This window comes from Pseudomonas sp. H1_D05 (assembly GCF_054682705.1).
This window is the reverse complement of record NZ_CP162825.1, coordinates 3209349-3224801: the sequence shown is the minus strand read 5'-3', so window position 1 is coordinate 3224801 and position 15453 is coordinate 3209349. Positions and strand designations below refer to the sequence as shown.

20 protein-coding genes and 1 pseudogene are annotated in these 15453 nt (G+C 59.0%); all 21 read right to left on the bottom strand.

All coding sequences use genetic code 11. The features are described 5' to 3' along the window. Window positions 1-67: 67 nt before the first annotated feature. Window positions 68-1564, bottom strand: a complete 1497-nt coding sequence (locus AB4O11_RS14430) for a phage tail sheath subtilisin-like domain-containing protein (protein ID WP_095119258.1) — start codon at window positions 1562-1564, stop codon at window positions 68-70. Then, on the bottom strand, window positions 1564-1743 hold the full coding sequence (locus tag AB4O11_RS14425) for a DUF2635 domain-containing protein (protein WP_093436496.1): 180 nt from the start codon (window positions 1741-1743) through the stop codon (window positions 1564-1566). The genes AB4O11_RS14430 and AB4O11_RS14425 overlap by 1 nt, the downstream gene beginning before the upstream one ends. Continuing rightward, entirely contained in the window at window positions 1740-2324 is a 585-nt protein-coding gene (locus tag AB4O11_RS14420; protein ID WP_460131014.1) for a phage tail terminator protein, read from the bottom strand. Before AB4O11_RS14420 ends, AB4O11_RS14425 begins: the two co-directional genes overlap by 4 nt. 179 nt (window positions 2325-2503) lie before the next feature. Beyond that, window positions 2504-3532 carry a phage late control D family protein gene (locus AB4O11_RS14415; protein WP_460090019.1) on the bottom strand — a complete coding sequence of 343 codons (1029 nt, stop codon included), beginning with the start codon at window positions 3530-3532 and terminating at the stop codon, window positions 2504-2506. A 9-nt stretch (window positions 3533-3541) separates the two neighbouring features. Next, complete coding sequence (locus AB4O11_RS14410) at window positions 3542-3754, bottom strand: tail protein X (RefSeq protein ID WP_099758144.1); 213 nt, start codon at window positions 3752-3754, stop codon at window positions 3542-3544. Then, entirely contained in the window at window positions 3747-4130 is a 384-nt protein-coding gene (locus AB4O11_RS14405) for a phage tail protein (protein WP_116254554.1), read from the bottom strand. The genes AB4O11_RS14410 and AB4O11_RS14405 overlap by 8 nt, the downstream gene beginning before the upstream one ends. A 157-nt stretch (window positions 4131-4287) precedes the next feature. Then, window positions 4288-6342 (bottom strand): phage tail tape measure protein, encoded by a 2055-nt coding sequence (locus tag AB4O11_RS14400; protein WP_460131009.1) that lies wholly within the window; start codon window positions 6340-6342, stop codon window positions 4288-4290. A 129-nt stretch (window positions 6343-6471) separates the two neighbouring features. Next, window positions 6472-7053: a phage tail assembly protein gene (locus AB4O11_RS14395; protein ID WP_460131006.1), complete on the bottom strand. Its 582-nt coding sequence runs from the start codon at window positions 7051-7053 to the stop codon at window positions 6472-6474. Window positions 7054-7205: 152 nt separating this feature from the next. Next, window positions 7206-7712, bottom strand: a complete 507-nt coding sequence (locus AB4O11_RS14390) for a phage major tail tube protein (protein WP_016985055.1) — start codon at window positions 7710-7712, stop codon at window positions 7206-7208. Further along, window positions 7712-8878, bottom strand: coding sequence for a phage tail sheath protein (locus AB4O11_RS14385; RefSeq protein ID WP_034154903.1), 1167 nt, complete (start codon window positions 8876-8878; stop codon window positions 7712-7714). Before AB4O11_RS14385 ends, AB4O11_RS14390 begins: the two co-directional genes overlap by 1 nt. Before the next feature lie 2 nt (window positions 8879-8880). Continuing rightward, entirely contained in the window at window positions 8881-9066 is a 186-nt protein-coding gene (locus tag AB4O11_RS14380) for a hypothetical protein (RefSeq protein WP_122843259.1), read from the bottom strand. Window positions 9067-9165: 99 nt separating this feature from the next. Beyond that, window positions 9166-9609 (bottom strand): hypothetical protein, encoded by a 444-nt coding sequence (locus tag AB4O11_RS14375; protein ID WP_427118841.1) that lies wholly within the window; start codon window positions 9607-9609, stop codon window positions 9166-9168. Between the two features lie 2 nt (window positions 9610-9611). Then, on the bottom strand, window positions 9612-9800 hold the full coding sequence (locus AB4O11_RS14370) for a gp53-like domain-containing protein (protein ID WP_460131091.1): 189 nt from the start codon (window positions 9798-9800) through the stop codon (window positions 9612-9614). A gap of 281 nt (window positions 9801-10081) precedes the next feature. Beyond that, window positions 10082-11146, bottom strand: a pseudogene (locus AB4O11_RS14365) (phage tail protein); the annotation flags it as partial. After that, window positions 11147-11782 (bottom strand): phage tail protein I, encoded by a 636-nt coding sequence (locus AB4O11_RS14360; RefSeq protein ID WP_116254558.1) that lies wholly within the window; start codon window positions 11780-11782, stop codon window positions 11147-11149. Beyond that, a complete protein-coding gene (locus AB4O11_RS14355; protein WP_460090012.1) occupies window positions 11779-12774 on the bottom strand; it encodes a baseplate J/gp47 family protein in 996 nt (331 codons plus the stop codon). Before AB4O11_RS14355 ends, AB4O11_RS14360 begins: the two co-directional genes overlap by 4 nt. Then, window positions 12771-13103 (bottom strand): phage baseplate protein, encoded by a 333-nt coding sequence (locus tag AB4O11_RS14350; RefSeq protein WP_093436526.1) that lies wholly within the window; start codon window positions 13101-13103, stop codon window positions 12771-12773. Before AB4O11_RS14350 ends, AB4O11_RS14355 begins: the two co-directional genes overlap by 4 nt. Window positions 13104-13118: 15 nt before the next feature. Then, entirely contained in the window at window positions 13119-13727 is a 609-nt protein-coding gene (locus AB4O11_RS14345) for a phage baseplate assembly protein V (protein ID WP_460131000.1), read from the bottom strand. A 3-nt stretch (window positions 13728-13730) separates the two neighbouring features. Continuing rightward, window positions 13731-14252, bottom strand: coding sequence for a hypothetical protein (locus tag AB4O11_RS14340; RefSeq protein ID WP_093436533.1), 522 nt, complete (start codon window positions 14250-14252; stop codon window positions 13731-13733). Window positions 14253-14323: 71 nt separating this feature from the next. Beyond that, window positions 14324-14662 carry a phage holin family protein gene (locus AB4O11_RS14335; RefSeq protein WP_460130998.1) on the bottom strand — a complete coding sequence of 113 codons (339 nt, stop codon included), beginning with the start codon at window positions 14660-14662 and terminating at the stop codon, window positions 14324-14326. 126 nt (window positions 14663-14788) lie between these two features. After that, window positions 14789-15217 (bottom strand): tail fiber assembly protein, encoded by a 429-nt coding sequence (locus AB4O11_RS14330; protein ID WP_460090010.1) that lies wholly within the window; start codon window positions 15215-15217, stop codon window positions 14789-14791. Between the last annotated feature and the right edge of the window lie 236 nt (window positions 15218-15453).

Here is a 15453-nt window from a genome sequence, read left to right as displayed (position 1 = left end):
GGTGTTACTCCCTTGAATAAAAAAGCCCACGCGAGGTGGGCTGAAAACGTGCCGTCAAACGCGCTGATCAAGCCGCGTCGTCGTACTGCAGACGGAATTGGTTGAGCAGTGCGAACACGCGAAGACCGTTGATGTAATCCGGCGGGAACAGCACGTTCACGCGGCTCGGGTCCTGCACGTCGCGTTCGACGATCAGGTGCTCGGCAAACAGCTCGGCGTTCTCCACGTGGCCTTCGAGTTCCAGCTTGGCGTACTGCGCGATCAGCTCGCCGCGAATGGTGGCCGGGGTGACGATTGGCTGGCCGGCGCCGAAACGGGTGCCGTCGGAGGCCAGTTTGTGGCGACCGTACTTGCTGGTGATCACGCTTTGCAGACGGCGCACGATGAACGCCGACTGGTGCATGGTTTCGCTGTCCAGATAGGAGTTGTCGGCCTGACCGTAAGCGTTTTTCTGGTAGGTGGTAATCGAACGCTGAATGCGCACGTAACCGCCCTCGTAGTACGCGGTGGCGATGCCGTAGTTGAGCAGCGACTGACGCTCGGTCAGGGTGAAGCGCTCGCTGGCCGGTGCCGGATCAACACCCGGCAGGCTGCCGCTCTGGGTCGGACGGCTGGCGTCGGCAGAGATGAACACCGCGGTGCGTGCAGCCAGTGCGGCGGCTTGTACCCAGAACGGTTGCGGAACGCCCGGCTCCAACGCCTGAATGGTCATGTGCTGATCGTTACGGGCCTGGCCTGCGGCGACCAGCGTACCGACGGTGCCGCGTTTTGCGCTGTAGACGTGACCGAACAGTTGCTTGGCCCACGACCAGCGACCGGTGCTGTCATCCATGACCGCTTGCCAGGTGTTGAGCGTCGACAGATCGGACCACGGCAGCGCGATGAACTCGAACGGCTCATCACCCAGTGCGGCAATCGCCGCCACTTGATCCGGCACGCCGGCGCCGCCGGTCATGGCGGTGATCGCAGTGGTCAGGCCAGCCGGGGTGTCTTCGCCGTTGCTCTTGCCCAGGCGATTGAATTGCAGGCTGATGTCGTTGCCGCTGTCGCCAGTCCATTTGGCGTTCAGGGTGACCACACCTTCGGCAGCGGCAGCGCTGACCGGCAGGTCGGCGGTGGCGTTGATTTTTTGCGCCAGTGCAGTGGCTGCCTGGGCAGCGGTGGCACCGTTGACCACGGTGGCTTGCACACGCACGCCGCCGACATACAGATTGAGCACGCCGGCCTGAGTGGCGGTGCCGGTCAGGGTCAGCACGCCTTTGGCGATCGCGCCTTCGGTGTTGTGCAGCGGCAGGCACCAGATCTCACCGATCGGGTCGGCCTTGCGGAAGGTCTCGTACATCGAGGCGAGCATCGAGCCTTGGCCACCGATGCTTTTCGCCAGCGCAACGCTGGACACCAGCACCAGTTTGCCGACTTCCGTCGGCGCGATGTTGTCGTTGACCTGAGCGACGATCAGACGACGCAGGGTCGAACTCGCGCTATTGGCGGCCGAGTTGTCCATTTCGGCATAGAACAGCGGTACACGAATGTCCGCAGGGATGTTGCTGAATCCGATCGCCATTATTTGGCTCCCTTTTGTTTGGCTGGTGCGGTTTTGAGGGTGATATCGCCGTCGGCCAGACGTCGGCGCCACCAGGCGCTGTCCAGCACTTCACGGCCTTCGGCCGGCAGCAGATCGCCCGCCTCCGGGTCCGGTACGACACGGCCTGCGGCCGGCAGTACGGTGATGCGATTGCTCATGGGGTTACGTCTCCAGAGAAAGTCATTTCCACGCGCCCATCGGGGCCCGGGCGTTTCAGGTTGGGGTCGGCCGGGTCGATCGCATCGACCCGCACGGTGGCCCCGGTAAAGGACGACAAACCGTCCAGTTCGCGTTCGTGCCAACTCTCCGCAGGCTGACTCGGCAGATTGCGGCCAAGCTGGAACTCGGCAAAAAAGCGCAGCCGGTAAAAGGCGCGGCTGCTGTTGATCGAGACCATTTCGCCGCCGTCGTAAACGATGGCGCTGTAGGTGGAATCAGGTTTGAAACCGACCAGCGCGCGCCACAACTCGGCGCGCAGGTCGTGCAACAGATCCAGCGCTTTTGTAGCGTCGGTGGCGTCAAGCACCAGGACGATTTCGAAGCGGTCGCGGATCGGTTGGGTGGTGAGGTTTTGTGTGGTGCTGTTGCTGGCCAGATCGGCGATTGGCAGCACGTGGGCCGAAGGTGTTGGCAGATCCGGGTTGCCTTGTAGCAGCGCCAGATCGACACCCACCGAAATGTGATTGGCAAAGCCAGGGCATTGCCCACGCAGTTGCGTGAGGATCGGGGTGATCTTCATGGGGATACTCCAGAATGAATGCGATCTGCAGCGCACTGCAAAACCTGTGGGAGCGACGGTGCGACGATTCGACTTGCTCGCGAAAGCGGTGTTTCAGTCGATGACTCTTTTGAATGTCAGATTGCATTCGCGAGCAAGCTCGCTCCCACAGGGATCTTCACCGCTGTGAGATTGAGGAATCAGTCTTTGGCTTCGGCTTTCGGGTCGAGGCACGACGCATCGATCAGGCAGCGATAACTGTTCTCGCGATTGCCACTGGCGGTGACCTTGTCGATCGACCAGCGTCCGCGCATGAAGTCCGGCCAGGTGTCATCGAGCAGCACCAGGCCTTCGGCGGCCAGCCGTGGATCGCCGGGGCAGGTGATCTTCACCTTGAACTTTTGCCGGAGCATTTTGCGCACTTCGCCTTCTCCCACGGCGATGGCATCGGCTTCGCTGGGTTGGTGCTGGCGCAGGATCTTGTACGGCGAAAGCCCGGTTTTGACCTCTTGCAAAATACCCGTAGCAGTATCCAGCCAGCGGGTTATGCAGCCCTGATTCTGCGCCCGCGCGGTCTCTTCCAGCGTGGCGCTGACAAAGGCGTGATCACCCGGCCGATTGTTGCTGGTCACCGACAGGATCACGTTCGCCAGCACTTTGCCGGACAGTGATTTGGTCTGACCGGGTCGCGCCAGCACGTAGATCTGATCGTACGGTTTGGCGACCACGTTGTACTTTGCCGCCAACCGCGTCAGAAAGCCCATGTCGGTTTCGTTGGTTTGGTCGATGTGCTCGATCCGTATCAGTGACACATCGGGGGCAACTCGCGGTGAGAAACCATGCCGCGACACCAGTTCGCGAAACAGTCCGCCGAGCGTCGTTGGACCATGGCTGGCGGTGCGGCGCTGCTTGAAACCGGTCTCGTCATCCTTGCTGAACGGTGCAGCTGTGGCCACCAGTGTCAGGCGGAACGGGAACAGCGTCGGTGTCAGCCGTATCACTTTGAACTGGCCCTTGTCGACCATTTCGGTTTCTCGGTAGCCGACCTTCAGTCCGATTCGGCCTCCGAGGTTCGGCAGCCCGTCGAGGCCTTCAAGGTCCACGGTCAGAGTCAGTTGATCAGACTCGATCCCGGCGGCATCGATGTGCTCCCAACTGATCAGGCGTTGATTGAGCAGCGCCGCGTTTGAGCCGTAGATTTCTACCGCCGGGGTAAAACCCAGTGTCATGCAACCTCCTTAATCCCAGGCTGTGAGCGGGTTGATCGCGGCGGGTTTTGTATCGAGTTCCGGCAGTACCACCCAGACACCTGCGGACAGGACCGGGCCATGCTCGGCGAGGGTCGGATTGAGCTTCCACAGGGCCTCTTCGGCAGAATCATCGCTGCGCCCGGTTTCGCGATAGAGCAGCAGATTCACCGAATCACCGGCCACGCTTCGAACCTTACGCATTATTGAACTCCGCCAATTCGATGACCCAATCGACGACCATCGCCGTGCCGTCATCGATGATCTGGGTCTGGGTTTCCTGAACGTTGTTGATCCGCCACAAACCCCAGTTGCGGCCTATGCCGTCAATCAATGGCAGCGGTATTCGCAGGGCCTGCAAGGCGCGCAATTCATCCAGCCGATCCATGGCCACGGCGTACATCGACTTGCCGGTGATGGTCAGGGTTTCCGGCTTCTGGCCGGTCTGACTGGATTTGGGTTTGCTGGTGAGAATCTGTATTTCTGTCCAGCCGCCATCGGACTTGCGCAACAACGAGTGGTACGCAAACTGGCGCGAGAGGCCGAAGATGAAACTGCCCAGTGCCATTTGTTGTTTCATCAGGCGACTCCATCGGTCATGGCTGCGTCACGGCGGGTGGCGAGTGGGTTGTTGGTCAACAGCGGCAGGAACTGGCCGTGGAATTGCCCACTCAGTTGCTGCCCGATGATTGTGCGGATTTGTTCAGCCGTGTCCGGAGCCGGACAGGTGACCTGGATCAAGGGCGAGAAGGTGACTTGCTGGTTTTGGCTTTGGGAGGGAGCGTTGACCAGATTTTTCGCGACATCTCCCGGCGCAGAGAGTTTGTCGGCGGGCGGGCTGGCGAGTTTTCCCCCAGGTATGATCCCGCTAATCCACCCAGGACTCCCCCAATGGCTGTACCGACAACGGGAAGAAAAAGCGAGCCGACGGCCGCGCCAATGGCTGTACCCGCTAACTCACCTGTTGCCGCTCCCACGGCTTTGTCATCGCCCTCACGCCAGCCTTTCAGGCCTTTGTAGGCGGCGTGTGCAATCATCAATGGCGCAGCGACTTTACCCACAATAGGCGCAGCTCGAGACAGCATAGGCATAACCTTGGCGCCTGCGCTCCGCACTGCGGGCAAGACCTTGGCAGCCGTGCTTTTGATGGCAGGCATAACCTTGAGCGCTGCACCGCGTAAGCGATTGCCCAGGCTTTGGCGAGCAGTTTGAGTGCGCGGCGGAGCACTTTTCGCCGGGATCTTGGCCCGTTTGCCTTGACCCGGCCTGCGTGCTGATCGTTTCTTTTTGCGACCGCCATTGTCGTCATCCTCACCGGCGATTATTTCGCCGATTTCAGACGGTAAACGCGCAGCCGCCAGGCGCAAAAGTCTTGTGGAAACCGCGTCGAGCACTGAGGACACACCTGTCTTCAGCGCGCCCGCTACGAACGGAGTGGCAGCTACCCCAAGCAACGTCAGTGCAGCTGTGACGAACGGGAAGCTTTCGGCTGCGGCGCTCAGTCCATTTACCACCGCCGTGAGCGCGACGGCAAAGCCATCTGTCACCGGGGCCAATGAGTTGCCGACTGCCGTGGACAGCCTGTTGAGACTCGCATCCAGCGCATTCCAGCGCCCCTGCGATGTATTGCCATAAGCCCCAGCGGTTTCTGCCGCCGAACCTGCATCCTCACCGCGTTTGGATGTTGCATACAGGGATTTGTCAGAAACCAGTTTGAACGCAGTTTGAGCATCCTCAGGCTTCTTCAACAACTCAAGGATTGCATCATTGTTGCCAAACAGCGTTTTTGTCAGTGAAGCCTGTTTCTCTTCAGGTTGTTTCCTGAGTTCTTCCAGAACCAACTTAATCGTTTGGGGGGCATCTTCACTCATCCCACGTGCCAGCGACTCGGGGTTCAGCCCCATTTCGGCCCAGGCCGAGCGCTGCGCCGATGAGGCGGACTGACCTTTACCCAGAACCGTCGTGAAACTCTTCAGCGCCGCTGCGGCATCTGTCTTGTTAGCGCCACTGTTCAGAAATGCTGCCGCAAGTGCAGCCACTTGCTCGGGCGTCATCCCTGCAGCTTTGGCGCCCTCCCCGGCACTTTGAACGACGGAACCGATGTCAGCGGTTTTGACGTTCAGGCCGCTGTTGCCAAGGTAGCTGGTCGCGTCTGCCAGATCCTGGCTCTGCACCCGATCAAGCTTCAGAGCGGTGCGCCAGCCCGCCAACATCTCGCCAGCAGCCTTGACATCGATCTTGAAGGCCGAGGCATTGATGGCGGCATCACGAGAGAAGTCCTGTAATGCCTCCTTTTTCTGCTCGCCCTTCAGACCATCACTGATGCCGGACCGCAGCGCTGCGAGTTGCACTTGCAGCAAATCCGCGCCAGTAGACCCACTAGGGGCAACCCGTTTATCACTGGCGATTTCCAGGTTCGTTTCCGAGAGTGCCTGAAGCGATTCGTTGCTCAGGTGCAGCACCTGATTCAATTCAACCAGCGCCGTTTCGTTGGCCATTGCCGATTGAGTGATTTTCGGCGGCGGACGCTGCTCGATTTCGGCCTTGAGTTTTGACTTTGGTTCGCTCGTGGCGGGGGCGGCGGCGCCAGCCTTGAACAACGACCGCTGGCTGACCAGTAGCTCGCGCAGCTTGACCTGCTCCTGAGTCAGCAAACGAATATCCACGCTTGCCAACGCCAATGTGACGTTCAGATCCTGCAGCGGTTTTCCGAGGTTGTCGGGCAGTGTTATTCCGCCCGATGCATTGCTGCTATCACCGGCGTATGTGAGCGCATATCTGTTCTCTGCCATTGCCGCTCTACTCCTGTTTTACGCCAAGGCGAGTGATCGCTATGTCGTAGCGGCGCAACGCCTTTTCGGCGTCCCATTCCAGAATCTCCGCCTCACTTACCGGGTAAATGAGCGGGACGATATCGAGGATTACTTCGATGTCGCGTTCCGAAAGTAGGCCGCCGGCTGGTTTAAAAAATCGTCGATGCGCACCTGCAATTGCGTCCAGTCCGGGACGCTCATCAGGGCCAGATCGGGGATCATCAGGCCGGTGCAATGGGCAGTGATGAACTCGGCGCGTTCCTTGGCCGTTTTCAGTTTCTTCATCACTTTGGTCGCACGCAGTGCAGGCATTTCCAGCGACAGCGAGGTCACGGTGCGGCCGGTCACGGCGAGCGGTTGCAGCAGTTGCACCTGATCGGGATCGGCGGATTTTTCCGCGTCTTCGATCTGGTCGAGAAAGTGCGAGGCCGGACGGGTCGACATCTCGTGCACGTACTGGGCGATGGTCACGTAGTCCGGGCGCTTGAGCTGGTCGAGTTCCTTGACCGACAGGCCGGTGGCGAGCAGGGCCAGTTCGAAGAACTGATCGTCTTCGTCATCGCCGGCGCGTTCCAGCGCTTCTTTCTGTGCGGCGTAGAACAGCGGTTTGAGCTGGATCGTTTCGATCTGCGAACCGTCGTCGCCGGTAACTGGCGACAGCAGGTCATGCTGGGGTGGCATCCACGACATGTATGAATTCCTTGGTTATTCGTTTAGATCCACTGTGGGAGCGAGCTTGCTCGCGAAGGCGTCGGGTCAGTCAACATCGATGTTGAACATCAGACCGCTTTCGCGAGCAAGCTCGCTCCCACAGGGTTTTGTGATTGCCTGTAAGCCGTGAGTTACGGCATCAGCACCGCACGCCGCGCATCACCGAGGATGTCGACGCCGTTGAGCACGAACTTCTGGGTACGCACGTCGATGTCGATCACCGGCACGCCGTTTTCCAGGCGGTTGTAGGTGCGGCAGGACAGCTCCAGGTTGGTCTTGGGTTTTTCACCCATTTTCACTGCGGTTTCTTCGAGGGATTTCAGCTTGCCGCCGACGGTGTGATAGGTGAACCAGGTGTTGCCATCCTGATCCTGACCGGCTTCACGCACGTTCAGCAGGATGTCGTCGCCCAGCTTCACACCCAGTGCGAGCATGACTTCGGCGCCGAGGCCCTGCAGGGTCAGCTTGGCGTTGAGCGCTTTGCCGCCCTTGGCCATTTCTTCGACGATGAAGCGGCCGCCACGCATTTCTTCCACGTCGAATTCGATCTTCGGCGGGGTGAATTCTTCAACGGTTGCCGACAACGGCAGGCCTTGCAGGGTGGCCGCGATGGCCTGTCTTACGCGGTTGGTAAACATTAGAGAACGTCCTCCAGGAACTGCTCGATGATTTCATCGCGGGCGTTGAGTTGATAAACCATGTGTTCGTTCGGCGCGTAGCGGCCGTAGTCGATGACCACGTACCAGGTGCCGTTCTTGTACTTCTCGACGCTGTTCAGTTCCGGGTGCAGATACACGCTGCCGCCAGGAATGGTTTCGTCGGCGACCAGGGTTTGCAGCCAATCGTTGATGCGCTTGACCTCTTGATCCATGAACGACTTGGTGAGGTTCTTGGCCATGGCTTTCTGGCCGGCCTTGACCAGCTTGCGGCTGATCGCATCTTCAAGGCCGACGTAGCTGATGAACTTGCCGGTGATCGAGCGGTTACCCAGCAGCGAGAAGCCGCCGAGCACGGTGCGGGCGTAGTAGCTGACGCCGTAGCGGTTGAGCAGATCGCCTTCGGTGGAGGTGTCGAGGATGTTGTATTCAACGACCCGCGAAACGTCTTCAGCGTAGGTCACCTGGTTGCCCGGGCTCTCCCACTGCTTGACCTTGGCCAGCGCGGCAATCGCCAGGCTGGAAGGCGACAGGAAGACGTTTTTCTTCGCCGCTTTCGAGTACACCGCCGGCATGTTGTGCACCACCAGGCAACGGTCGAAACCGAGGTCGGCGCCGCCCAGCTCCTGGCTGTAAAGCACTTGATCGGCGACCGAGGCGTCCTTGCCGTCCAGCACCACACGGGCCTTGATGCGCTTGCCGAACGAGGCGAACTCGCTGGCCACCGCTTTGGTGCCGGTGAAGCCCGGCGCACCGATGATGGTCAGGTCTTCCGGGACACTGCCCAGCGCGGCCAGACCGAGCTTGCGCCCGGTCAGCGGATCAACACCGCCGATCACGTTGTTGACGGTGTCGGCCGGGGTCGCGCCCGCTTCGACGATCACCACATACACCGGCACCTTGACCACTTTGAGGATCTGGTAAACCGCGTGATACAGAGTGCCTTCTTCCGAACCGGTCGGATCGAGCAGCGCATGGGTGGTGAAGCTGTTGATGCGGAACGGCGCGTTACGCGGAATCAGCGGATCGGCTTTCGGCGCAGTGCCGACCAGACCGATGACGTTGTCACCCAGGCCACCCATGGCCTCGGGGGATTCGGTGGCATTGACGGTAATGCCGTTGTGCTCGAAGTTCAGAACTTCAGCCATAGTCAGTCAGCCTTCTTGGCAGCGGCCTTTTTGGCCTGGGTGGTTGGGGTTTTCAGTTCCAGTCGACCGGCGAAGTGCAAGGCACTGGCCTCGACGTCGAGCAGATCAAGGTCTTGACCGACGCTCGACCAGTGCCCACCGCCGGTGGGGAATGGGACGAGCACGGTGTAGGTTTGGCGGGTTGCCATTTTTCGTTTCTCCATAAACGGGAAAGCCCCTCTTGGGGAGGGGCTTGGCGGGTGTTGAGTGTTTTAGGTACAAAAGAAACCGCCCGGAGTTCGGGGCGATTAGCGGGTCAGGTCCAGCAACCAGATTGGCGCTTGAGGTCGATGCTCGATCAAAGGGAAATCATCATCTTGTGGCCAATCGCGCAACTGGCGACGATAACTTTGCAACACCGAATAATGCGCAGCGGTAAGCGTTGTTGCAGCGTTGCTCTCCAGCTCATCTCTATGCCGTGCGACCAGGCCATCGGAGAACAATAGCTGGGAATTACGCCAACTGGTTTCGCTTGCTGCCATCGCAGCTTTTTCAACTGGTGCAGGTTCGACCAAAATAGGCTGGCCGTCTGGCCCCGCGCCGATTCGTTTTGGGGTTTTCGCCAACGCCTCCAGCAACGACTCCCAGTCGCACATGGAAACCACCACGACGTCTTTAGGAATATCAGCTTCGTGGATGCTGGGAAGATAGGCCCCGCATGTACCGGGGCTGAAGAAAATAATGTCGGTCATACTTAGATTCCTATTGCTCGCCAGTAAATTGCCCAACCGGCCATAGTCGTGTTGCTTCCGTTTTGAATACGAAGCGTACATCGCGACTTTTCATCGGAGCCGTATACGAGGCAGCTCATCAGCGCTAATGAACCTGTATGAGTACAGTTGATAGCACGCATTCCGTTGGGAAAAGCGAGAGGATAGGTTATGTAAACGTTGCCTGACGCGTCGGTCGTACCTTGTCCCCACTGCTCAATAGCCCCCCCGGATGTTTCATATATCCAGTTACTGCCCCATTGGTGGAAAACAGCGGCGAGTATTTCAGTGAGGCGTCTCCGTCTTCAAAACTCCAGCCGCCTCCTAGTAACAATCGACGGAATACAGCGCGCGATCCGGCCGGTATAACAAAGGGCCCGCCTGCTCCGAGTTGTGTACCAATGGACTCCAGATTTTTTGCCCGGACCGTCACACCAGCGGTGCTATTTATCGTAATGAGTCCGCCAGCGGGCACGCTTTCCCAGCCAGGAAGTGTTGCGGTCAAATTGGGCTCAGTGAAAATCGATAGTTTCCCAACATCGGCGACCGTCAGTTCTGTGTTCACCGCGTAATTGGTCTGTCCCGCATAATTGCCTAATGCTCGCTGAACAAATTTCGTGGTTGCCACCGAATCATCGTCACTGAATAAGTTCACTGTTGGCGCTTTGGGAGTTCCAGTAAAAACAGGTGAGTCCACTGGCGCAAAACCGAAAGTAATGTTTTGGAAAACCAAAGATGTACTGCCAAGCGAAATGGTTCCATCGGTAATGAGCTGCCAAATTGTGTCAGCTTGGGATTTACCTTGCTCAACAAACACGTTAAGGCCAGAGGTAACCTTTAGATTCGAGTCTGCATCCTTTGCCCGAACCCAAGCTTCATTGGCAGCAACATACAAACCATTGTCTTTGGACAGTGCCTGGTTCTTCACTAATACACGGTCACCTGCGACGACCGCGACACCATCAATAGTTTGCGCGGATGCCAGAACAATGTTTGTCGTAGTAGCTACTCGTACGGATTGTTTGCCATCAAGTTTCGCAAGCTCCTCGGCGACAAAATCCGTCACCCATGCTCGAGTCGCTTTAACCACCGTGTCATCAATCAACAACGTCACCAGCGAAGCATTGCTGGTCTCGAAAATCGAACGAATGTAGAACTCTTTACCCGAACCCGACGTGGCCAGAACCGGTTTGAACGACTCCGGATATTTGACGATGGCGTAGAGAATCCCGGTATCAGTCCACAGCCCCGCCTCTCGCACATACCAGCCGCCAACATCCGGCGGGATGGTCACTTCGGCGAGCAGCCAGCTCGGATTTTTCTCGTCCTGGAATAGCGCATTGAGCGGCCCGCGCCAGACTTCGCGTTTCAGCGCGGTAGCGGTCGCGGCCGGGTTGTAGACCGCGCCGCCGCCGTCGCCAACGGAAATCTGCGTCAGCTTGATCGGCGTGCCCGCGGCCTTGCACGCCGTTTCGTAGGCAATCCCTGCGTTGGTGAGCAGGGTGTAATAGTCAGCCATTCAGGCCCCCTGAGGATAAATAGTGGATGTTTCGACGGTGTACATGCCGGCGGCCATGAACGCCTCTCCCGAGGTTTCAAGGCCTTCGATGAACACCGGATAAACCGTGGTCAGCTCACCGCAGAACGTCGCTGCGCCGATGACGTGATTGCCGAAAGCGCTCAAGCCAACGGAGACCGTCAGCACATCCCGTTCGCTTTTGGCATCCGCCAGGCGTCGGTCGAGACGAGCATCGATTTCTTCGCTGTAGGGTTGGTCGCTGAAGGCGCGCACGGAAAAGCTGTACGGCGCACCGGGTGGTGTCTGTTCGTACCAGGCGCGGATCTCGGGTCTTAACTGCAAACCCTTGGCGGCGTTTTCCAACGCCTTGTGGGTGCCAGCCTGGCGCGCGGTGGGCCAGGCCAGTTCGACGGTCAGGCGTTTTTCAGCTTCCGGTGCGGCGGTGCTCCATTCAGCAACACCGCGATCCGCTGCCAGATACGGCAGAAAGGCGACTGGTGTTTCTGCTGGGTTCATCAGTTCGGGAAACGGCGGCGCGATGCGATCAAGCAGTGCGCCGAAGCCCAGATCCAGACTTCGTTCGAGTGCCGAGCTGTTGGCCGGCAGCAGCGTCGGACGCTGAGTTGGCTCACTCATAGCGTCAGCACCTCAACTTCGACTGCGGTGCAGTACGGCGCTTGAAACGCCGTCGTCACGATCGGCGCCAGCGGTTCGAGAATCTGCAGTTGCACAGCGCCGGCGCTGTGCAGCGTGTAGTCGATCCAGCTTGGATCAACGCGGCCTTCAAGACGATGGCAACTGTCAGCGTAGGCCTGCAATTGTTGCTGTGCGGCGACTTTGGTCAGACCCGAATCGGGGCCGGAATTTATCTTCGCGACCACGCGAATCTTGTAGCGCTGAATATCGGCTGCCTTGACCGTGACAAGGTCGGTTTCCGGTCGTACATCAGGCCGCGCGAAGTGCTGACGAACGCCGTCAAGCAATGTCGCGGAAGGCGCGCCATCACCGTCTCGGGACAGCACAGTGACCTGCACTTCGCCCGGCGCGGTGCGCCGACCATTGCCATCCTTGACCTGTGCAGCGAGGCCGTCCGGGTTGAAGGTGTAAGTGACATTCACCACACCTGCCTCAGTGGATTCGACATGCACCGTCGGACGCTCGCCGAGGGTGAAAACTTCGCGGCGATACTGCATCCGCGAACCTGCTGCCGGCGCATGGGGCGCCAGGTAATAACGCAAGCGGGCATCGTCGTCGCTTTCATAAATCGCCGGCACTGGCGGGAATGCCGCCGGGTCGCCGGGATCAAGCAACTGCCGCTCCAGGCCCATGTCCGCTAGCCGCGCATCGAGGTTGCTCCCCGTCGCCCACCACGCCAGCATCTGTTTGATGCGGGCGTTGTATTTGCGTTCGTGGGTTTGCAGCCGAACACAGAAAGCCTCAAGCGCCAGGGTCAGCAGTTCGCTTTCGTTTTCCAGGCTGGTCTTGAGTTTTGCGGCACTGTCCGGCGAACGCACACCGACGTATTCGATGACGAAAGTCTTGAACTCGGCGAGCAAGTCTTCGAAGGCTTCAACGGTGATCAGCGCGGGTTCGGCCAATTGGTTCTGGCCGGGGATCAACATGCTCATGTCACGACCTCGAAGGTTTGTTGACGGTTTTTCCAGATGCCGGCGAAGCGCAGCCGCAGACCGGCGCCCTGGCGGCTGGCGACGATCACTTGTGGCTGAAAATCGTCGATGCCGTTTTGCTTGTTGTAGAACGCTTGCGCCGCGTGGCTCTGGGCCAGAAGCAGAACGTCGTCACCGAGGTTCTGCCCCAGCAGCGTGGGGATCAACGATCCGTACAACGGGCGTTTTTGCCGGGTGCCCAGCGGTGTGGTCAGGGCCCGGGTCGCGCGCTGCACAAATTGCAGCCAGTCGTCGACCGTGGCCCCGCTGTCTCTATCGATTCCGATCATGTGGAGGCTCTTGAATCAGGGGCTGATGACACGGCCACGGTGATCGACCAATGGACCGCTGAAGTGCACGCCCGAAGGGTCGATGGTCAGGCCGACGGCACCCAGTTGCAGGGTGATCAGTTGTGGCGTCATCGCCAGTCGTGCCGGGCCGATGCTCAGTTCCAGCGACTCGCGAGAACCGCTGAAAGCCGCTGGGCCGTTTTGCCAGTGGAGGGTGTGCGTGGCATCGTCGTAGCCGCTTTCGCTGCCGTCGACATGAACCCGTCGCGTCAGCGTGGGGACAGTCGAAACGGGTGGAAAGCGATCACTGTTCAGGCCGAACAGGGCGACACTTTGTGCGCCACTTTCGCCGCTGCCGTAGTTGAACAGCAGACACTGCTCACCCACGGTCGGAATCCGCGACTCACTCTGTGCGCCGGCGCTGGGGTTGAAAAACTTGATCGCTGGCGTGAGCAAGCCACCGTGGCTGACCTGGCAGGTATTGCTCGCCGCATCGACTGTCTGGCAAATGCCGATGCGGCAGAAGCTTTCAGCGCGGCGGTACAGGTCGTCGATTTCCGCTTCCATTTCGGCCAGGCGTTCGATGATCGGCCCCAGTTGCATGCGCAATAACGCGTCGAACATCGGTCAGGCCTCCAGCGCGGTGTATTGGTCTGGATCGTCGATGTTGCTGACTTCCCAGGTGCGGGCGAATTTCGGTGTGCCCAGTGGATCATCGAGCAAGGTCGGGCCGAGGTAGAGGGTCTGGTTGAACGTCAGGGTCCAGGTTTTGATTTGCTGGTCAGCGCGGGTCAGCAACGACGGCAATCCATCGATATTGGTCGGCAGATCACATTGATCGCCAGGCAGTCCCCAGCGATTGTCGGTGATCAAATTCTTCAGCACAGCGATCAGATCGCATGCTGCAAATGCGCTGGCAGAAAGGGCCGGGATGACTTGCAAGGACACCGTCATGACATGCGCAATTCGCCCGTCAGCGCCACGTACTCCCGCCCCATTCCGGTCGAAGTCGATCAACACCCAGGCCTGATCGCCCGGTGCAGTGAAATCATCGTGATTGCCGACATTGATGTTGAGCCCGGCAGTGTTGCGCAGCGTCGTCGCGATGGCTGTGAACAGTTGCGACGGCTGCTGGATCGGTGTGGGCATACATGACCTCCTTTTCAATCGTCCACGCGAAACCCTGCCGCCAAAATGGCGGCACGGAAAATTGGTTTTGGTTAAGGTTGGTCGCGAGGCGGAACTTCGCAGACGCCGATGCGCTTGGCGGCCCAGCGTTCGTACAAGCCGATGGCGACGTCGGCGCCAGCCATCGCTGTCAGGCAACCGAACGCACCGGCGGCCCAGATCGAAAGTCCAGCGGCATACAGCAGCATGATCGCCGACACGCCGCAGATCATGCAGGCGCCGGAGCGCAGGGCCGGGCGTCGCAGCAGTGACCAGCCACGGGCACCTTCCTTGTCGGCGCGCCACATTTCGCCGGAAACTCCGCCGACGACGGCAAGGAGGATGACCAGCCAGATCGGCATATCGGCCAATGCTTGTTGCTCGGTTGTCATGTCACGCCTCCCGGGGGTGAGTGATTTGTGTTGGGTTCAATCGTTATCTCTTGAGGTAGGCATTCCAAAAAGCCCGGCAGTCTCCGGGCTTTTCAGTAATGCGGCCCGGAAAACCGCACAGCTGATTTAAACGAAAGGGAAAGGGATCGCTGGCCAAGTAATGGTGTACGGGAAATCAGGTTGATTTTTGTATTCGCTCACGGCGACAACGTATTGCTTGAAAGCCAGTAACGCTGCTTCTTCGGCAGGCGTTGCGACGCCCAGATCCACCTTGTAATCAAATGGATTGAGCAGCAGCCATTTTTGCGTGTCTGCCAGCAGCATGGCCGCCATAACCTGACCTTCGCGCACTAGCTGGTCATAAGTAGGCGCGACAAACTCCCAATGATCACTGACCCTGAAAGCATTCCATCCGACCTGAACTGTCGTGTTACCCGTGGCATCCGCCCATTCTCCCCACACACCATCTGGAGGGTTCAACGGCATCGCTTCATCGGTATCCAGAATTTGATAAACCTTCAGGTTGAACAGTGCGATAAAAACGTATCGATTCATGCATTTCTCCTTTTTAGATTTACAACCCCTGGGGGTTGGCGGCTCGATCAGATCGAAGCCAGGCAGGCATTCAAAAAAGCCCGGCGCTGAAGCCGGGCTTTTCAGTAATGCGCTCCTTCGCCTTCCTTCAAATCCTGTGTTCAAGAAGGAAGCTGACTTTTCGGCGCTACTGGCGCGGTACGAGTCCGTTCAAATTGTTTTTCCGACCGCGGTCCCTGCCCGCCGGATAACTGCTT